Annotated in this window: 14 protein-coding genes; 11 read left to right on the top strand and 3 right to left on the bottom strand. The window is 45.6% G+C overall.

Annotation, left to right across the window (positions count from 1 at the left end; translation table 11 throughout):
• Nucleotides 1–33: 33 nt before the first annotated feature.
• The gene (locus tag MHM99_RS01580) at nucleotides 34–651 is read right to left on the bottom strand and encodes a trimeric intracellular cation channel family protein (RefSeq protein WP_014951393.1); all 618 of its coding nucleotides are present in this window, start codon (nucleotides 649–651) and stop codon (nucleotides 34–36) included.
• Between the two features lie 442 nt (nucleotides 652–1,093).
• Here MHM99_RS01580 and ilvD point away from each other — a divergent pair, with 442 nt between their 5' ends.
• On the top strand, nucleotides 1,094–2,944 hold the full coding sequence (gene ilvD, locus MHM99_RS01575; protein WP_014977810.1) for a dihydroxy-acid dehydratase: 1,851 nt from the start codon (nucleotides 1,094–1,096) through the stop codon (nucleotides 2,942–2,944).
• Nucleotides 2,944–4,497, top strand: coding sequence for a threonine ammonia-lyase, biosynthetic (gene ilvA / locus MHM99_RS01570; RefSeq protein WP_239217878.1), 1,554 nt, complete (start codon nucleotides 2,944–2,946; stop codon nucleotides 4,495–4,497). The genes ilvD and ilvA overlap by 1 nt, the downstream gene beginning before the upstream one ends.
• Nucleotides 4,498–4,742: 245 nt before the next feature.
• Here the strand turns inward: ilvA and plsB are convergent, their stop codons facing one another.
• A complete protein-coding gene (plsB, locus tag MHM99_RS01565) occupies nucleotides 4,743–7,196 on the bottom strand; it encodes a glycerol-3-phosphate 1-O-acyltransferase PlsB (protein WP_014951390.1) in 2,454 nt (817 codons plus the stop codon).
• A 267-nt stretch (nucleotides 7,197–7,463) separates the two neighbouring features.
• Here plsB and MHM99_RS01560 point away from each other — a divergent pair, with 267 nt between their 5' ends.
• The 7 genes from MHM99_RS01560 to MHM99_RS01530 all read left to right on the top strand — a co-directional run bounded on the left by MHM99_RS01560 (nucleotide 7,464) and on the right by MHM99_RS01530 (nucleotide 19,272).
• On the top strand, nucleotides 7,464–9,749 hold the full coding sequence (locus tag MHM99_RS01560) for a diguanylate cyclase (RefSeq protein ID WP_239217876.1): 2,286 nt from the start codon (nucleotides 7,464–7,466) through the stop codon (nucleotides 9,747–9,749).
• Nucleotides 9,750–9,921: 172 nt separating this feature from the next.
• Nucleotides 9,922–13,482, top strand: a complete 3,561-nt coding sequence (locus tag MHM99_RS01555) for a hypothetical protein (RefSeq protein ID WP_239217874.1) — start codon at nucleotides 9,922–9,924, stop codon at nucleotides 13,480–13,482.
• A gap of 112 nt (nucleotides 13,483–13,594) precedes the next feature.
• Nucleotides 13,595–14,221, top strand: a complete 627-nt coding sequence (gene lexA / locus MHM99_RS01550) for a transcriptional repressor LexA (protein ID WP_014951387.1) — start codon at nucleotides 13,595–13,597, stop codon at nucleotides 14,219–14,221.
• 582 nt (nucleotides 14,222–14,803) lie between these two features.
• Entirely contained in the window at nucleotides 14,804–15,967 is a 1,164-nt protein-coding gene (gene coxB, locus MHM99_RS01545) for a cytochrome c oxidase subunit II (protein WP_239217872.1), read from the top strand.
• Between the two features lie 9 nt (nucleotides 15,968–15,976).
• Entirely contained in the window at nucleotides 15,977–17,620 is a 1,644-nt protein-coding gene (gene ctaD, locus MHM99_RS01540) for a cytochrome c oxidase subunit I (RefSeq protein WP_014977806.1), read from the top strand.
• Between the two features lie 147 nt (nucleotides 17,621–17,767).
• On the top strand, nucleotides 17,768–18,355 hold the full coding sequence (locus tag MHM99_RS01535; RefSeq protein WP_239217963.1) for a cytochrome c oxidase assembly protein: 588 nt from the start codon (nucleotides 17,768–17,770) through the stop codon (nucleotides 18,353–18,355).
• Nucleotides 18,356–18,378: 23 nt separating this feature from the next.
• Nucleotides 18,379–19,272 (top strand): cytochrome c oxidase subunit 3, encoded by an 894-nt coding sequence (locus MHM99_RS01530; protein ID WP_239217870.1) that lies wholly within the window; start codon nucleotides 18,379–18,381, stop codon nucleotides 19,270–19,272.
• Nucleotides 19,273–19,287: 15 nt separating this feature from the next.
• Here MHM99_RS01530 and MHM99_RS01525 read toward each other — a convergent pair whose 3' ends face one another.
• Nucleotides 19,288–19,497 (bottom strand): DUF2909 domain-containing protein, encoded by a 210-nt coding sequence (locus MHM99_RS01525; protein ID WP_039221374.1) that lies wholly within the window; start codon nucleotides 19,495–19,497, stop codon nucleotides 19,288–19,290.
• A gap of 45 nt (nucleotides 19,498–19,542) precedes the next feature.
• Between MHM99_RS01525 and MHM99_RS01520 the strand changes: the two genes are divergently transcribed.
• Nucleotides 19,543–20,247: an SURF1 family protein gene (locus MHM99_RS01520; protein WP_239217868.1), complete on the top strand. Its 705-nt coding sequence runs from the start codon at nucleotides 19,543–19,545 to the stop codon at nucleotides 20,245–20,247.
• A complete protein-coding gene (locus tag MHM99_RS01515; protein ID WP_239217866.1) occupies nucleotides 20,240–20,779 on the top strand; it encodes a hypothetical protein in 540 nt (179 codons plus the stop codon). The genes MHM99_RS01520 and MHM99_RS01515 overlap by 8 nt, the downstream gene beginning before the upstream one ends.
• Nucleotides 20,780–20,781: the final 2 nt, after the last annotated feature.

The following is a 20,781-nucleotide window of genomic DNA, read 5'->3' as shown; positions in this document are numbered from 1 at the left end:
GTAATGATCCTGCTCAGCAAACTTAGGCTAGTGCTAGTGGTGGTCGTTGTAGAAAACGGGCAGCTGCCAATGCCAGCGCATGGCGCCAAGCCTAAACAGTACGGTTGTTACAAGGGCCGCAATACCACACCACTGTGTGGCGAGTTCCATTTGCATGCCTATTCCATAAACCACGCCCCCTGCAATACAGGTCATGGCATACAGTTCGCCGTTGAGTACCAGCGGTACCTCTCGGCAAATAACGTCCCGTAACAGACCGCCAAACACGCCGGTAATGGTGCCCATGGCAACCGCCACGGCCATGCCTGTATCGTTTGCCAAGGCTTTCTCTATGCCTACTACGTTAAACAGCGCCAGCCCGAAAGCATCGGCAATTAATAAATAGTGAAAAGGAAAGCGTGGACTAATACGCAGCCAGATAATGGGTATAAAGGCGGCTATCAGTGTGGTGTATAAATAATCGGTATCGGCAATCCAGAAGACCGGGACATCTAACATGACATCACGCAGTGTTCCGCCGCCAATGGCGGTTGCGCTGGCAAGCACGACCACGCCAAATCCATCCATACGCTTTTGATAGGCCATCAGGGTGCCGGAAATTGCGCACACTGCAACCCCCGCTAAGTTTAACCAATGAAACCAATCAAACATCTTCTTGTACCCTTTTACTACCCTTAAAAACTCGCCATTCCTACCGCAAAATACTTGATCAGGCCTTATGTTTCATGCTATTTCTTTGCCCAATATCGAAACGTACTGTTGAGATTACGGTTCGTGATATTGAGTGATGAGGTAAAGCCATAACCTCTAACGAACAACATTTCATAACTACAATGCCAATGGATATAGGTATTGTATGTCAAATATATCATATAAAACAAAGCGCTACTGATGTGTTAGCAGTTAGGCTTTGTTGCTCCTCGCTTTGAACGACCTTAGATGATGTGTTACATCATCAGTATGACATGCAATTTTGAGTAAAACAGCGCGTATTGGAAGTTGAGCCAAAGCATTACTGGTTTACCACTGTTTTTTAGTTTCACAAAAAGGTCTAGCGCCTAAACCTAGAACCTTAAATTAACGGGAAGGATTTATGCCCAAGTTACGTTCAGCAACTACCACCCAAGGTAGAAATATGGCGGGAGCTCGCGCGTTATGGCGAGCAACTGGAATGAAAGACTCTGATTTCGGCAAGCCTATTATTGCTATTGCGAACTCATTTACGCAGTTCGTACCTGGGCATGTTCACCTAAAAGATCTCGGCCAATTAGTGGCACGCAGCGTTGAAGAAGCGGGTGGTGTGGCGAAAGAATTCAACACTATCGCAGTGGATGACGGTATCGCCATGGGGCACAGCGGTATGCTGTATAGCTTACCATCTCGAGAAATCATTGCTGATGCAGTGGAATACATGGTGAACGCACATTGCGCCGATGCCATCGTTTGTATTTCTAACTGCGACAAGATTACCCCGGGAATGCTAATGGCGTCTATGCGCTTGAACGTACCGGTCATTTTTGTGTCTGGGGGCCCAATGGAAGCGGGTAAAACCAAGCTTTCAGACCAGCTTATTAAACTAGACTTGGTTGACGCCATGGTAGCGGCTGCTGACGACAAAGTTAGCGATGCTGATACCGACGAAATTGAGCGCTCAGCCTGCCCTACCTGCGGCTCATGTTCAGGGATGTTCACCGCGAACTCCATGAACTGTCTAACCGAAGCGTTAGGTTTATCCTTGCCGGGCAACGGCTCTATGCTGGCTACCCACGCCGACCGTGAAGGTTTATTTAAACAAGCGGGCAAACAAATTGTTGAGCTGTGCAAGCGTTACTACGGCGACGATGATGACAGTGTATTACCACGTAATATCGCCAACTTTAAGGCTTTTGAGAATGCCATGAGCTTGGATATTGCCATGGGTGGGTCGACCAATACCATTTTGCATCTGTTAGCAGCGGCAATGGAAGGCGAAGTGCCGTTTACTATGGCAGACATCGACAGATTGTCTCGCAAAGTGCCTCACCTATGCAAAGTGGCACCTTCAACACCCAAATACCACATGGAAGACGTACACCGAGCGGGTGGCGTTTTGGGTATTTTGAACGAGCTAAATAAGGCTGGCTTGCTGAACACCGATGTTAATCATGTTTTAGGAAAACCGCTTACCGACGTTATCAGCGAGTGGGACATCACTAACCCTGAAAACGAAGATGCTATTACCTTTTATCGCGCGGGTCCTGCGGGTATTCGCACGACAAAAGCATTTAGCCAAGATTGTCGCTGGGACGAAGCCGATGACGACCGCGAAAACGGCTGCATTCGCTCTATCGACCATGCGTTCAGTCAAGAAGGTGGCCTAGCCGTGCTTTACGGTAATGTGGCTGAAGATGGCTGTATTGTAAAAACGGCTGGCGTAGATGAATCTATTCTTAAATTCAACGGAACTGCGAGAATCTACGAAAGCCAAGATGATGCGGTAGCAGGTATCTTGGGCGATGAAGTAAAAGCCGGTGATGTGGTCTTCATTCGCTACGAAGGTCCCCGCGGCGGCCCGGGTATGCAAGAAATGCTGTACCCAACGTCTTACTTGAAATCTAAAGGGTTAGGCAAGCACTGCGCTTTGGTAACAGACGGACGCTTTAGTGGCGGTACCAGTGGGTTGTCTATAGGTCACTGCTCACCTGAAGCCGCCAGTGGTGGTGGCATTGGTCTAGTGGAAGATGGCGATAAAATTGAAATAGATATCCCCAATAGAAGTATCAATATTGCTATTAGCGATGAAGAACTAGCAGAACGCCGCGCGAAAATGGAAGCCAGTGATAAGCCTTGGAAGCCGAAAGATCGCGTTCGTGAAGTCTCCACATCTCTTAAAACCTTTGCGGCGTTAGCAACCAGTGCCGATAAAGGTGCAGTGCGTGATGTGACTAAGCTGGAAAATCTATAATGGCAGCCGAACACGTTAGCGATCATGAATATTTGAAGAAGATCTTACTTGCCCCTGTTTACGATGTAGCAGTGGCAAGTGAACTTTCCTATATGTCTTTGCTTTCAGCCGAGCTTGGCAATGAAATTTTTCTGAAACGCGAAGATCAGCAGCCGGTAAAAAGCTTTAAGCTGCGCGGTGCCTATAACCGTATTTGCTCACTAAGCGACGAGCAATTGCAAGCTGGCGTAATTGGCGCCTCGGCGGGTAATCATGCGCAAGGCTTAGCGTACAGTGCAAAAATGAAAGGTATTCAGGCGACTATTGTCATGCCTGAAACCACGCCTGATATCAAGGTAGACGCAGTACGACGCTTCGGCGGTGAAAACGTGAATGTGGTATTGCATGGCACCAGCTTTGATCAAGCAAGTAGCCATGCAAAAGCATTATGTGAGACCCACGGTTATACCTTTGTTCCGCCCTTTGACGACCCCGATGTCATTGCAGGGCAAGGTACAGTCGCGCGAGAGCTGCTAGAGCAAAACCCACACCTCGATATCTTATTTATTGCTGTGGGCGGCGGTGGTTTAGCCGCTGGTATTGCGGTTTACTTAAAGCAACTAAAACCAAGCATAAAAATCGTTGCGGTAGAGTCGGAAGAATCGGCCTGTTTCATTAAAGCAAAGGCGCAAGGCGCGCCTACCGAGCTTGAAAGCGTCGGCATTTTTGCTGATGGCGTTGCTGTTAAAGTGATGGGGCAGGAAACTTTCCGTCTGTGTAATCGTTTAATTGATGAAACCATTACGGTTACTAATGATGAAATATGCGGAGCAATTAAGGATATCTTTGATGATACCCGTGTTATTGCAGAGCCTGCGGGCGCATTGTCGGTGGCGGCAATTCGCAAGTACGCTAAGCAACACGACCTCAAAGGTAAGAAGTTAGGCGGCATTCTGTGTGGCGCAAACATCAACTTTCATACCCTTCGCTATGTGTCTGAACGCTGTGAATTAGGTGAGCAGAAAGAAGCGGTCTTTGCGGTTAAAATTCCTGAAAACAAAGGTGCGTTTAAACAGTTTTGCGAGTGCGTTGGGGTAAAAGCAATCACCGAATTTAACTATCGCTATGCCAGTGAGAGCGAAGCACATATTTTCGTGGGCGTTAAGCTTAAAGGCGGGCAGCAAGAGTTTGCTGCACTGCAAAGCGACCTTGAAAGCAAAGGGTATGACTGCGTTAACTTAACCGATAATGAGTTAGCGAAGCTCCATGTTCGTCACATGGTTGGTGGCCGTCCGCCAACTATTCTTAACGAGCAAGTCTTCAGCTTTGAATTTCCTGAGCGTCCGGGTGCGCTACTGAACTTCTTAAATACGTTAGGTGAACAGTGGAATATTACCCTATTTCACTATCGCAACCATGGCGCAGCAGAAGGTTTGGTATTGGCAGGCTTTGATATCGCACCAGAAAGTAGAGATGACTTTAACCAGCATGTTGCTGAGTTAGGCTATAAGGTTGAAGAAGTAACAGACAACCCCGCCTATCGTTTTTTCCTGTCGCAACCAGCGAAGGTCTAAATAGCGAAACAGGCGAAACGAGCCTATCTCCCGTTTTCGCTTTGTATTGCTTCGCGTTAAGCGCAGGTTTACCGGGGAGCGATACGAAGCGGCACTATCTAGCGTCTATCTATCAATGAAGTATGGGGATTTTCAATGCCTGCCAAGATAGATTGACGCGCAATAAAAAGCCCATGCAGTAGCATGGGCTTTCTCTTTTTACCTAAGCTCCGTAGTGCTGGCAAATTCAGCCAGCTAGCGTCGCCTTAATTCGAAGCGTTTAGTGTAACGTTCTCCAAATGCTGCATCATTTCTGGCCAAATCAGGGCCATAACGTCAGCACGTAAGGCTTCACACTCTTCTGAGTACTTTAAGCTGCCATCTTTTTCAGAGTCCAGCCAGTGGTTTTCTTTCAATGCACTGATAAAGCTAGACAACACATTCTTATCGTAAAACTCTGGTGAGCTTAGCCCGTAGAGAGCAGATAAGCGTTCAGCCACTTGCTTACTTTCGCGCTCAAGTGCACTTCGGCTAATGACCTTTTCTTTATCTAGAATGGTCAATACCACCGCGTAACGCTGAAGCGTTTCCTGCATGCATCGGCTTAACAGCCATGCTGAGTGAAATTGTTTGCAGTGTGCATCTGGCGGCAACAGTTCATCGCCCTCCTGACGCAACAATCCTTTGTTTAGTAGCGCTGTTATAAGCGCATCAGTATGCGCAAGCGCTTCATCTTGGGTAAGGTGCAAGAACAGTTCTTTTTGCAGCAACGGATAAAGCGCCGCAATAAGCTGAAAAATACTGTTCTTCGTGGTGCCTTTCTTCGCGAAGATAGACGCCATTATAAGACCTGGGATCGCGAATAAGTGCAAAATGTTGTTGCGATAATAAGTGAGGTATACCGCTGATTTTGGTTGAGGACTGATCAAACGCCCATAATCGTCTTCTTTTACGTCAAAGCGGCCTAATTTCAGCGTATCGCGCAGTAGCTCTTCCGCTGATGAATCTGGAATGGTGGCATCATCGCTGAACGGTACCGCTTTAAACAAGTCCATGAAGTCGCCCATTGCTTGTTTTAACTCTGCTTCACTCATGGTCTGTCGTTTAGAAGACAGTAAGCATAACGACGCTAACGCCATACCATTTAATGCCGCTGCGCGATTAATTCGCGTCATGACATTATTGGCCAGTTCGTTAACCGCAGGTGTCAGCCACGCTGGTTTTTTCTCTGGCTCGGCATCGCGACAATCTCGCCAGTTAGGCACATGATTTTCAAGAAACTGGTTAAGCGCAATGGGTTCGCCAAAATTCACGTATCCGTGACCATAATTCTTGAGTTTACGAATAGCCGAGAACACCTGAAGGTTAGATTCCTTTTTCTTCTTAGAGCCTTTGAGTTCGTTCAAATAGCTCTTCACTTCCATCACGTTTTCATAGCCGATATAAACAGGCACGATACTAACTGGACGGTTAACGCCTTTGAGCATGGCTTGAATGGTCATGGCTAGCATGCCCGTTTTCGGTGGGATCAAACGGCCGGTTCGGCTGCGGCCACCTTCGGGATAGTATTTTACCGAATAGCCTTTGTTAAACAGCAGCTCTAGATATTCTCTGAAAACAGCTGTGTAGAGCTTGTTGCCTGCAAAACTGCGGCGTAAGAAAAAAGCACCGCCACGACGGAACATTTTTCCAACCGGCCAAAAGTTCAGATTGATACCTGCAGCGATATGTGGCGTAACCATACCCTCGTGATAAATCACGTAAGTCAATAATAGGTAATCCATGTGACTACGGTGGCACGGTACGTAGATGATTTCATGACCATTAGCCGCCAATTCACGAATACGATCGGCATGACCTACACTAATACCGTTATAAATTTTGTTCCATATACGGGTAAGTAGCCTGTCGCCAAAACGAATTAGCCCTTCGCGGTAGTCTGCCGCGATTTCTGTGATGTAGGTTTGGGCAGTCTCTTTCGCTTTTTCATGAGACACCTTCTTGCTTCGTGATTCCTCAGCAATAGCGCGACGCACTGCATCAGAGCCCAACACACTATTATTGAGTTCTTGGCGCTCTAACAGCGTAGGGCCAGTCATGCTTTGGCGCTTTCTTTGAAAGTGAGTGCTTGCTACGCGCACAAGCTTATGTGCAATACTTTGGTCACTACCATGTTGATTGGACATCGCGCGTGCAGAAACGGCTTTAGAGTAGTTAATAAAGTTGTCGCGGCCCAAAAACAGCACAATGAACAACTTACGAAGCCAACTTGGCGCCGCTTTATCAGCAATGAGATCGCTTAAGCCTGGCTTACCACGACCCGGGGCACGGCCCCACGTCACATAGACAGGAACAACTTGTAAATCTAGGTTTTCATGGTCTCTATGCAAATGAAAGAGGTCAGTAAAAACGTCTTCAATTCCCGTATCTTTAGCCGACGAACGGAAAAGAGGCTGGGTTTTGCGTAAAAATAAGGTCGACGAATACTCTCGCCCCGCTAATGTGAGGGTTTCTGTAGGACTAGGTAAACCTAGCGCTTTAGTCGACATTCTCAGTGCAAGTTGGTCTGTCACTGAGTTGGTGGGGAGTAGATAAACGATAGGTTTACTTTTATCTATTCCTAATTCGGTTTCAACGTTAACTGGAATGCTGTGGGCTTTAACCAGTAACTTAACAGGATAATGAAATACCGACAGAAGGGCTTTTCGCATCCACGACATGAATTATGTAATCCTATGAAATAAAAACGGGTGAAGTGTAACACAAACGCGTCACAATCTCGCGACAAGCCAATTTCATCGCTTCTCATGCTGTAATGACTATCCATAACATGGGAAGTTCAAAAGCGCCCTTCTCCTTTTCTTGTGAGTCACAGCCATTTCTATAATGGGTTCGAATACAGAGAACGTAACATTAGCTGTATTTAATTGCGGTACAGCCGGACTGTTACTACTTTTATAAGGGCAAATGAATATGAGCAAGCAGTAGTGGATGATCAAAGCCGGTTAAAGACAATTGATGACTTTATGCTCAATAGCGAAGTGCCGTTAGATCTTGATGATTTAATGATGGTGCTCGCAGAGGCATACAAGGTGCCGATCGCACTCATTGGCGTCGTCGGAGAGTTTGAAGAAACCTTTAAAGCACACTACGGAACCACTCTTTCTAAAGTCACTCGTGAACATGCGTTTTGTAGTCACGTCGTTGAAGAGCGCAAGCAGGTGGTTGTTAGCAACGCGCAAGAAGATCCACGGTTTATGCATAATCCTCTCGTCACCGGAGAACCTCACATTTGTTTCTACGCAGGAACGCCGATCGAGATAAATGATCAGGTAATCGGTGCCGTATGTTTAATTGATACCGTGCCAAGAGAAATAGACGCAAAACACTTAGAAGTTTTAGAGAGAATAGGTGCTTTGGTTAGTCAGCATATTTCGCTTTCAAGAGAACACGAAGCGCTTAAACGCGAGCACGGGCTTATTGAGAAGTCTCCTATTGTGTTGGCAACGTGGCGCTATGATACGTCGTTGAGGCTGGTGTATATCTCGAAAAATAGTGAGCGTGTATTGGGAGTTTCACCCCAAGATTTGCTCACTGGAACGGTGGCATTGAGTGAGGTGCTGTCTGAGGAGGCGGAGGGTGATTTTACCTTTGCTATGCAGGCCCACATGGAAGGTGTTGAAACGCACACCTGCCGTCTTCAGATAAGGACGCCAACGCGTACTATTTGGGTGAGCATGATATCAACGGCAAATTTTCGCGAAGACGGCATGTTGTACTCGGTTCAAGCATTTTTGTTTGACACTAGTGACCAAAAGTATGTGGAAGACAAGCTCAATAAAACCAATCAGCGGATGCGTTTATTACTCGAGGCTTCAGAGTTAGGAACATGGGACTGGAACTTGGCCGCCGATGTTAATCAAGTCAACAAGCGCTGGTGCGACATTGTTGGTCTTGAGTATGAATACTATGACAGTGGCTCCCGCTTTTTTAGACAGCTCATTCATCCCGCGGATTACGTCAAAGTTGAAAAGCAGCTCAACATGCATCTAATTGGTAAGAGCAAAGTCTTTAACACCACATTTCGCATGAAACACACTGATGGCTCTTGGGTTTGGGTTGAAAGTTATGGGAAAACCGTTGAGACAGATGCCCAAGGTAAGCCGGTTCGTATAGCAGGTATTCATAGAGATATAACGCAACGAATGGAAAGCGAACTGCATGAGAGAAAGAAAACCCAGCTCCTTCAATTTATCAATAAAACCCGGGCATCATATCTGCAAAACAATGACTTGACGATGGCGTGTCAGTCCGTATTGGCCGAACTCATAGATATCTCAGATAGCCAGTTTGCCTTCGTCGGCCAAATGAAAGGAGACGGTAGCTCATCTAGACTTTTCATTCATGCGATTTCTGAAATTGTTTGGGATAACAGTAGCTTTTCTCAATATGCAGAATACAAAAAACGAAACCTCTACTTTAGTAACTTCGACAACCTTTTTGGAACCTCAATTTTAACGGGAGAAGTTACCATTAGTAATGCGCCAAACAGTCACCCTAATTCCAAAGGTGTTCCGCACGGTCATCCGCGCATTAGCCGATTTTTAGGCCTACCTATAAAAGTGAAAGATAAAGTAGTGGGAATGGTCGGTTTAGCGAATAAGTTTGATACCTACACTGACGAAGATGCTGAGTTTCTACAGCCCTTTTTAGATGCATTGGCTGGCTTGTTCTACGCAGTAGAGCTTGAGGAAGCCCGAGCCGTTGCTGAAGAGAAGCTTAGGCATTTGGCGATGACCGATTCTTTAACGGGCCTTTATAACCGACGCGCGTTCCTTGACGAGTGCATTTCATTTTCAAAACAACATTGTCGTGGATGTGTTGCTATCGTCGATATTGATCACTTCAAAAAAGTAAACGATACCTACGGTCACGATGCTGGAGATCAGGCGCTTATTGCTGTTGCGAGAAAAATAGCTAAACATAATCAAACGCCAAATGTCGTGGCTCGATTAGGAGGAGAAGAGTTTGCAATAGTCATGATAGGTGACAAGAAAGAAGAGATCCATAGGCAGCTAGAAGCACTGCGCATTGCTGTTGAAGAAGGAAGGGTGACCTACAAGACAGACACGATGAATTTATCGATCAGCATCGGCGCAACATTTATCAAAGACACCTTTGAGGCGGATTTCAGCGCCCTCTTATCGCTTGCTGACAAGGCGCTGTACAGAGCCAAGGAGCAGGGCAGAAACCAAGTCGTATGGGATGAATAATAATAGTACGTGGCTTCGCCTACATTAAATATAAGCGTATACGCCCAAGGCGCTGTTGCTAGATTGATAAAGTTAAGTTATAAAAAACGAATATTTTATTAAACTTAATAATTAGGCATGTTTTGAGCTTTTAACTAAAAAGCCAACATGCCTTTTAAATCAGGGACGATGTATGAAAACTTCGCGCTTGGGTTTTTCTGGCCTTTTTTCTCTTGTAGCTCTAACTGCGTGTGGTGGCGGAGGTGGCTCTGATTCTTCTCCACCTACAAACCCACCACCTCCACCTGAGCCGACAGCACTAGAAATTTTATCAAATCCTTTAGATTACTCAGTGTCACGACTAAACTCGGCGGCAACCACCTATGCTGATGCGAACTACAGTGGAGAAACGAAAGTCTCTACTGTGGATATCAGCGCAGTACAAGAGGTTTACATCACGCTCTTTGGTGACAATACAAGTGGCTCACCCTATGTAGATCAATATGATATCTACACCTTCCTAGATGAGAACGGCAACGTTGAAGGTACGACCGAGTGCTATGAATCAGGATCAGTAACATACTCAGGTAAGCTTGATGAAGACACGGGTAAAGGAACGATTACTGTAGACTATGATCAGTGCATTCAATATTACGACTCCACTCGGTATGACGGACAGTTTTCGCTAGTTATTACTGACGCAGGTGAAAACAGCTCCGAAGTAACGTCTTATTTCACTACTTTGTCTATGCTAGACGGTGGCGTGCGCACAACATTAAAAGGCTACTTAAGTGTTGATTTTCGCTACCGCCCACAAACAGGTACGTTTTATGAAGAGACGAGGCAGTATCTTACTGTCACGCACAATGGTGAAACTTACAAGGTCAGTGGCACATCAGCAGAAGGGGTGACAAACAACACCTTCGTGTCTGAACTTAATGGTTCAATCTACATTGCGTCTAAAGGCAAATTGGACTTTGCATATTCTTCTGATCAGGGCGACCTTCCCTATTCGTCATCTGGCTCGCTGGTCGTAAAAGGAGATAAAACGGCTGGAATTGACGTTATTGATGGCGCAGTTCGCTATGGCGAAGATAACAACGGCGATGATATTTACGATGTAGGTGTATACTTTAATAATCTAACAGCGTTTGCCAGCGGAAATCATACTGGCCTTGCGCTTTCAGATATCGATGCGATATCCGTACCTCCTGTAGTGAATCAGCCTTATTACTATGCCTATGAGACTGTCTATACCACAGATGAAGTCACCGTTGAGCCTGGCTACTATCATGATTCAGATACTCCCGACTCAGAGCTGGTGATTTCGTTTCGCTGGTATGTAAATGGTGTAGTCCTTGACGATGTTAATGGTACCACGCTCCCACCTTACAGCGCAGTCTTCGGTGATGAAGTTAAAGTTACCATGGTGGTGTCAGACGGTATTAACGTTGTTGAATCCCAGCCTACTTTCGTTGAGATCGGCAATTCTCCTATGACGCTCACTGCATCGAATATGCCTGAAGTAGTAACTGCGGGCGGATACGTAGAGTTTACCGTATCGATGAGTGACCCAGACAGAATTGACGATGACGTCGCGGGACAGCTTATTTCAGCGCCTCCCGGTGCTTCGTTAAATGCGGAAGGTCTGATGACCTGGAACGTACCTGCGAATCAACTTTTCAACGCTCAAACTTATATGTTTAGTTTCGCTAGCTTAGACGGAACTGAATCCCAACAAACGCTCGAAATCACTTCTTATGCGGACAAGGCCCCGGCTTATGCTCGTACTACTGTGATGACACCAATTTATAATCATGGCTTTGCTATTGCTTCGACCAATGGTGCAAGTGAACTTATCACGGTAAATGCTCGCAACGTGGGCGCATTTTCGCTAGAAGGTAATACGCTTAAAAATACCTATGTGTATCCGTATAAACTGCCTACTAAAGGCGAAATTAGAAGCGTGCATACCCAAGATGTTGATGGTGACAATAATGATGAAATCTACCTTCTTACTCAACAGGGATTGTCTGTAATAAAAGACCGCGAAAGTAACGCAGAAGCGGTGTTTATTATTGAAGATAGTATTATTTCTGGCTTATTTTATGACATCAATGGTGACGGGGTTGATGAAGTTGCTTATTTATATGGGAGCGAATATTACAATGCGACTTCTATTGCCATTGTAGATGTTCGCACAGGTGAGCAGTTGCAACAGTACGATATTGACGGCGTCAATAACCTTGCTTTTGGTAACGTAGATGATGACGCATCGATAGAAATGGTAACGAACAATGGTTATGTATTTGATATCGAAAGCGGTGCCAACCAATGGCTATACGGTAGCGGGTTCAGCGACGCATTTGTTGTGCTGGGTGATATGAATAACGATGGTGTAGATGAAATCATCGGTGCCGATAGTTGGAATGATATCTCAATCTACTCTGCAGTATCGAAAAGCAGTTTGGCAACGGCGGAACATGGTGACATTTGTGATATCGCCTATAGTAAAGAAAGCCCAGCTACAGAAGGAATAGTGGTTGTCTCCGAGTGTCAGTGGGGACAAGTTAGAGGTTTTGCATTAGAAGCGGGACAAATCTCTGAGCAGTGGGCTCTTAACCACAACACTTACAGTGGCATGTCACTTCTCATTGACGATTTAGACAATGACAATGTGGACGACATTATTTGGACTGGTGAGAATCAAATTTTAGTAGCGCAACAAGATGCCAACGGTGAATATGCCTTGTCAGATATAAAAGGTGCGCCGCGCGCTAGTAGATATCATGCCGCGGGTTGGGCACCTTATGGCGATAATGATGAAAGAGCCGTCTTTGTTAGCGATACAAGTAGTTACGAATCATCTATTCAGATTTTATCGGTAGATAAAGAGGATAACTTTGCGATAAGTGCTGAGGTTGGCGAAGATGTCTATAACTATAGCAAACCGGTCGTTACAGACTACAACAATGACGGTGTGGGTGAGTTACTAATAGGGGCACTGGATTATAGTTCGTCGTTTAATGTCGTGAGACTTACAGATAACGCTATTCAGTGGACACTGAACAATAATCAGAATAGTGAAATTTCGTTTATTGAAGCCATTGACGTAAATAACGACAGTTACGCCGATGCAGTTATTATTGAGAACAATCGACTTAAAGCGTTTGATATCGAGAATCAGGTGCTTATCGACTCAATCATTAACGATTTTTCAATTAATGCGCTTGCTGCCTCTGAAAAAGACGGTGTGCATTATTTTGCTGTTGGGGGCTATAGTTCGCTCAAGCTCTATAAAATGCAGGATGGTGAATTTGTTGGATTGAATGAATTGGAAACCAATTGTGACCAATTGCTCACGGTAAATTTTGATAGTGATAGCGAACTTGAATTTGCGTGTTTAAATAGAAACTACAACACCATCAATGTTTATGACGTGGCGAGCGATGCATTAGAACTCAAAGACGCTATAGCACCGTCATTCTACCCTCAGTATATAGCGGCTGTTCCAACTAAGTCGTCTAATCAGTCGATTCTCGCTATCTACCAGCCTAACGAGAATGACTATTCGTACAATTATTATGACAGCATCGCATATCGCGTGGTTGAGATTGATAATAAAGGCAATGTGGTGTGGCAAAGCCCTGGACTTGGGCTCGATAATGTTGAAGGCATGCGCACACGTCAAAATAGTGATGGGGAGCTGGAGTTACAAATTAGTAACCCGAACATGGCTCTTCTCGTAAAATAAGAAGAAAGCACTTGTCGTAGGCTATTGCAGATCGCAAAAGACGCGGCAAGTGCTTGTTATTTAGTTTTAGGTGTATATACTTACAGGAACTGTATGAACAGACAGGTCTTTTATGCGCCCACTCACAGCTCGACAAACCGAAGTTTTAGAACTTATTAAAACAACCATGTTAGAAACGGGAATGCCGCCTACTCGTGCGGAAATAGCCCGTCAGCTTGGCTTTCGTTCTGCTAATGCAGCAGAGGAACATTTGAAAGCATTGGCGCGTAAAGGCGTGATTGAAATTTTGCCTGGTACGTCTCGTGGCATTAAGCTCAATATCCCTCTTGATAACGACGCACAAGAAGAAGAAGGCCTACCGTTAATTGGGCGTGTTGCAGCCGGTGAGCCGATCTTGGCGCAAGAGCATGTTGAATCGCACTACAAAGTCGATCCTGCACTGTTTCAACCCCATGCCGACTTTTTGCTACGCGTTAACGGTATGAGCATGAAAGACATTGGTATTTTAGACGGTGATCTTCTCGCTGTTCATCGCACCACTGATGTACACAACGGTCAGGTGGTTGTGGCGCGTGTAGATGAAGACGTCACCGTAAAGCGTCTAGAGAAACGCGGGCGTGAAGTATTGCTTCATGCTGAGAATGATGAGTTTGCACCAATAAAAGTTGATTTGGCGACTGAACATTTTGCGATAGAAGGCATTGCGGTGGGTGTGATCAGAAACGCTGACTGGATGTAGTATTTTAGCTTGTTTGTATAAAAGCGGCGCGTTAGCCGCTTTTTTTATGTCTTTTGTTCCTGTTTTTTTCTTCAATCTGCCAACTTAGGTTTTATCCTGCCCAGCAAACCTGTTGGTTTTCTGCGCGCTTATTTTTATCATTACTCACGTTATTCTTTCTATGAATGCTTCAAGTATTTTCCATTTTTTATTTTGAATTTTGTTTGAAATCGACATTGAGTCATCGATTACTTATTGATTTCTTAACTAGTTAGTCGAGCATTTACTTTAACCCCGTGTTCAAAATGCCTGTTTGATTCCAAGGGCATCCCACAGCAATGGCTTTCTCTTTTTGCACGTGAAATCCCCCGCGACCATTTTAGTAAATGATTAAAAATTAACCACTTCGTTAAATTTTTAATAGAAAAGACTAGACGGCACGACATTATTGCGCAATTCTTATACAGAGATCAACAAAATAATAACAATGGCTCTAAATTTGTTTTACAAGTTGAGGTTATGGGTCAATCGTTCGCAAACCATTTGGTAGGGCATCGCGCAAATTAATCAGCGTCTTTGACCACGCCATTACGGAGGTGCTGAGTGAAACAACTAACGACCGTTTTCGCAAAATGGTGTTCTAGTATACCAATTTTGCTTTTTTCCCCTTTGCTTTTTGCGCAAGAAGCAAGCGAAGAAGCCTCTTCGCTTAATTTGAGACGCGGTGCTACCGACATCAGTGGGCAGGTATACGACCTCCATATGTTGATGTTCTTCATTTGTGTAGGTATCGCGGTTGTAGTTTTTGGCGTGATGTTCGCCTCAATGTATCTACATAGAAAGTCCCGTGGTGCCAAGCCAGCTAATTTTCACGAAAACGTGAAGGTCGAAATTGCTTGGACCGTTATTCCTTTCCTTATTCTTATTTTCATGGCGGTACCCGCAGCGAATACTCTAATTGCTATGGAAGACACGTCTGAGCCTGACATGACGGTGTTAGTAACAGGCTCTCAATGGAAATGGCACTACAAGTACATGGATAGCGATGTAGAGTTTTATTCTTTACTCGCCACTCAGCGCGAGCAAATAGAAAACAAATTTCAGAAAACAGATAACTACCTGCTGGAAGTCGACCGTCCCTTGGTTATTCCTACTGGGAAAAAAGTACGCTTTCTTATTACTTCTGACGACGTTATCCACTCTTGGTGGGTTCCTGACTTTGCCGTGAAAAAAGATGCCAACCCCGGCTTTATTAACGAGTCTTGGGCCAAGGTGAATGAGCCGGGTATTTATCGCGGACAGTGCGCAGAGCTTTGTGGTAAAGACCATGGCTATATGCCGGTTGTGGTAATTGCTAAAGAACCCGCCGAGTTTGAAAAGTGGATGGGCGAACAAGAAGAGATTGTTCGTAAAGCAAAAGAAGAAGAGCAGCGTCTACTTTCTATGAATATGTCTATGGATGAACTGATGAAAGAGGGCGAGCGAGTATACAACGCAACGTGCGCTGCTTGCCATATGCCAAATGGTGAAGGTTTACCTGGCGTGTTCCCGGCATTAAAAGGCAGCAAGATGGTACTAGAAGATCAGCAAGGTCACATTGACATCGTGCTGCATGGAAAGTCAGGAACAGCCATGCAAGCGTTTGGAAAAATGCTAAGTCTTAAGGAAATTGCCGCCGTAGTCACTTACGAGCGAAATGCCTGGGGCAATAAAACTGGCGATATGGTTCAAGCCAAAGATGTCAACGCAGTGGCAAACGGAAACTAGGAGCAGACAATGAGCAAAGCAACTGAAGTTATTTCGCCAGATACCTCTGCGCCTCACAGTGGTCAAGTAAATGGTGGTCACCTACATGATGACCATGAACACCACGATCATATTCCTAAAGGGATAACGCGTTGGTTGTTTACCACTAACCACAAAGACATAGGCACACTGTATCTGTGGTTTGCCTTTATTATGTTTTTAGTTGGTGGTGCGATGGCCATGGTGATCCGCGCTGAACTATTCCAACCCGGTCTACAAATTGTAGAGCCAAACTTCTTTAACCAAATGACTACGGTACACGGGCTTATCATGGTATTTGGTGCAGTAATGCCTGCCTTTACTGGGCTCGCAAACTGGCTTATTCCCATGATGATCGGCGCCCCTGACATGGCGTTACCGCGCATGAATAACTGGAGCTTCTGGATTTTACCAGGTGCCTTTCTCATTCTATTGAGCTCGCTCTTTATGGAAGGCGGCGGCCCTGCTTTTGGATGGACTTTCTACGCGCCCCTTTCAACGACTTACAGTGGCGATTCGACAGCGTTGTTTGTGTTCTCTGTTCACATCATGGGTATTTCATCCATTATGGGTGCGATTAACGTGATTGTGACCATCTTTAATATGCGTGCGCCAGGCATGACCTGGATGAAAATGCCGCTGTTTGTATGGACGTGGCTTATCACGGCATTCTTGCTGATTGCGGTAATGCCAGTGCTCGCCGGTGCGGTTACCATGGTGTTAACTGATAAGTTCTTTGGCACGAGCTTTTTTGATGCTGCTGGTGGCGGCGACCCGGTTATGTTCCAGCATATTTTCTGGTTCTTCGGGCACCCTGAAGTGTACATTATGATCTTGCCTGCTTTCGGCATTATCTCGCAAATTGTTCCTACCTTCTCTCGAAAGCAGCTGTTTGGATACGCATCTATGGTGTACGCCACGGCGTCGATTGCACTGCTCTCTTTTGTAGTGTGGGCTCACCACATGTTTACCACAGGCATGCCGGTGTACATGGAAATGTTCTTCATGTTTGCCACCATGCTTATCTCGGTGCCCACTGGCGTTAAAGTGTTTAACTGGGTAGCAACCATGTGGCGTGGTTCACTAAGTTTTGAAATGCCAATGATGTTCGCTATTGCCTTTATTGTGCTGTTCACCATTGGGGGGCTTTCAGGATTAATGTTGGCGATTACACCTGTGGACTTCCAGTACCACGACACTTATTTCGTTGTGGCCCATTTCCACTATGTTCTGGTAACAGGGGCAGTCTTTTCTATCATGGCAGCGGTGTATTACTGGTTGCCTAAATGGACGGGAAAAATGTATGACACAACCTTAGCTAAATGGCATTTCTGGTGTTCATTGGTATCGGTCAATGTGTTGTTCTTCCCTATGCACTTTGTGGGTTTGGCTGGTATGCCACGCCGTATTCCTGACTATGCATTGCAGTTCGCTGATTTTAATAAATGGATAAGCCTGGGTGGTTTTGCATTCGGTTTATCTCAGCTCATCTTTCTTGCCCTGCTTATCAAGGCATGCAAAAAGCAAGGTGAGCCGGTATCTGCGCAAGTTTGGGACGGCGCAGAAGGATTGGAATGGGAAATTCCATCACCCGCTCCTTATCACACGTTTGAAACGCCACCTGTCGTTAAGTAACGGTAGGTGGAGTTGTGAATAGGTCATTCCTTTCAACCGGCAAAAGCCGATGGGAATGACATTCACACATTGCAGGTGGTGAGGGAGATAAACGACTAAACAAGCGTTTACCAACCTTCATCTATGGATTTACCCGGAGGTCACGTGATGTCACAGCAAAGCGCAAACAACAAGATGGTTATTAAACTTGTTGCTATTGTCATTGGCATGTTTGGCTTCGGCTTTGCCCTTGTTCCCTTGTACGACGTATTTTGCGACGTTACGGGAATTAACGGAAAAACCGAAGGCACGGCTGCGGTTTATCATTCGGTTGAGATTGATGAGTCGCGAGAAGTGACCGTCGAGTTTATTACTCGCACAAATACCGGTATGCCGTGGGAGTTTCGTGCTGAAACCAAGCGCGTGAAAGTGCACCCTGGCGAACTTAATACGGTGTCGTTTTATGTGAGAAACCCTGCATCAAGCAATATCGTAGCTCAGGCCATTCCCTCTGTATCCCCCGGAACGGCAGCACTGTACCTGAACAAGACTGAATGCTTCTGCTTCAATCAGCAGCCATTAGATGCGGGTAGTGAAGCCTATATGCCCATGCAGTTTTATGTAGACCCTCAGCTACCTGAAGAAATTACGTTTTTTACCTTGCAGTACACACTCTATGACGTCACAGCGCGAGCCAGTGACCTAACGACAACACCGAATCCCTTTATGGCTTCAACACCATCAAATGGCGAATAGGCCGAAGGGGTAAGGAGAAGAAAATGCAACCCGAAGTACAGAATCACGAATACCAAAAATATTATGTACCCGCACAAAGTCCATGGCCCATCGTAGGGGCCGTTGCTCTATTTCTTATCGCCGTAGGTGCGGGCAATTATGTGGTGCAAGCAACCAAAGGTGAAACAGGCTATGGCGGTCATATCCTTTTAGCGGGGATAGTAGTATTGCTCGTTATGCTTGTAGGTTGGTTTAAAAATCAAATAGATGAATCTATGGCAGGGCTTTACAGCGATCAGCTGGGGCGTTCATATCGACAAGGTATGAGCTGGTTTATCTTTTCAGAGGTGATGTTTTTCGCTGCGTTTTTCGGCGCCCTCTACTACGCGAGATTTATTTCCGTTCCGTGGCTGGGCGGCGCATCGAATAACGCTATGACCAATGAGGTCTTATGGCCGACCTTTGAGGCCATGTGGCCGCTGGTGTCAACGCCAGGCGGCACTACCACACAGGAAATGAGTGCTGCGGGGTTGCCCACAATCAACACGGTTATCTTGCTTATCTCATCTATTACACTGCACTTCGCTCATGTGGGACTAGAGCAAAACAAACGCAAACAGCTAACCCTAATGCTGGGTATCACTATCTTACTTGGATGTGGGTTCTTGTTCCTACAGGTAGAAGAGTACATACATGCGTATCGCGACTTGGGGCTTACGCTTCAGTCAGGCATTTACGGCAACACCTTCTTTATGCTCACAGGGTTTCACGGCATGCATGTGACCCTTGGCACCATCATTCTAATTGTACTGTTTTTTAGGGTCTTGAAAGGGCATTTCACGCCTGAAAACCACTTCGCGTTTCAGGCGGGGAGCTGGTACTGGCACTTTGTAGATGTAGTGTGGGTCATGCTCTACATCTTTGTTTACGTACTTTAAAAGGAATCCCCAAACTCAGTAAGGCCTTGGGTTTGGGGTAATTAAACCGGTACCAATAGCGATAAGAATAATAATAACAATGACGGCAGAAGTGAGCACGCGTCGACCAATGTACTTACTCATAGGGCCCTTAGACGTGTCATTTTTCATCATGATTCGCATCGCCATGAACAAATTCACAATCATGTACAGCACCAACGCAACAAGGACTATTTTTATCAACATATTCACCTCTGTTTTTATTCTAATTTTGCATGGTGCGAAATAATCATGTTTTCTCGCACTCGCCACGTTATTCCTTGGTTACTCACGGGCTTTAGTGTGGCGATTATGTGCGGTTTAGGGTACTGGCAACTTGATCGCATGGTCCAAAAGCAACAACGCTTAGCTAGCATAGCGCAAAAGCAAAGTAATGGAACCTTGAGTTTAGAAGAGGCGTTGTCTCATGATGAACCTCGGGATATTACCGTATCGTTCAGCGGCGCAATAGACGCTAACCATGTGTTGCTATTAGATAATCAGATTCACAATCAGCGGGTGGGTTTCGATGTCATCGTACCGGTAAATACCAATGTCGGGTGGCTCCTGGTTAACTTTGGCTGGGTGCCTGCGCCAGACTTAACGCGCACGTTACCGGATATAAGTTTTACAAGCCAAACGCGCGAATTTATCGGCGTGCTTAGCGTGCCGGGTAACAACCCCTTAGTGAAAGAAACCAACATGGCTTTGTCGCAAAGCCCCGCGCTGGTACAACATATAGAATTCCCTGCACTAAGCAACGCCTTAGAGCGCAAACTTTTACCCTTTATTCTTCACCTTACCACGCCTGACCCTGCGTTTATTCGTGAACATCAGGCCGTCGTAATGTCTCCTGAAAAGCACCTTGGCTATGCAGTTCAATGGTTTGGTTTAGCCATTGCCGCTGCAGCCATTGGCGGCTTTGCAATTAGTAAGAAAGGACGTAGTTATGAGTAATGCTGCTTCGAAAAAAACATTAATTATTATGGTAGCCGTGTTTGTTTTGCCTGTTGTCTTGGCAAAGCTTGCACTTGATAGCGATTGGTTTAATAAAGGCGCGACAAATAAAGGTCAGCTGCTCGCGCCGACCATCGACATGAGTGCGCTTTTAGAAAACGCGGAACCTAAATGGCGTTTGTTGTATGTGATGCCAAGTAAATGTGACGCAGTGTGCGAGAACGCACTTTTTAGCATTAACCAAGTGTGGCTTGCGCTAGGTAAAGAATCGGACCGTGCCCAAGCAGTGGTCGTTACTACCGCTTCAAGCGACCAAACTGCGATAGCCGCGCTAGAAGACTACCCTTTTGTCGAAACCTTACCCGTTACTACACCAACGGCGCTTGCCTCTAGCAGTGTTTATATTGTTGATACGCAAAATAACGCCATGCTCTTTTACGACATTAAAGACGATAGAAAAGACGCCGTGATGGAAAGCCGCAACATGCTGGCAGATATGAGAAAGCTCCTAAAATTATCGCGTATAGGATAATG

This window comes from Alteromonas sp. MmMcT2-2 (genome assembly GCF_022348305.1).
In the GTDB taxonomy this organism is placed as follows: Bacteria; Pseudomonadota; Gammaproteobacteria; order Enterobacterales; family Alteromonadaceae; genus Alteromonas; species Alteromonas macleodii.
This window is presented reverse-complemented; position numbering and strand designations above follow the sequence as displayed.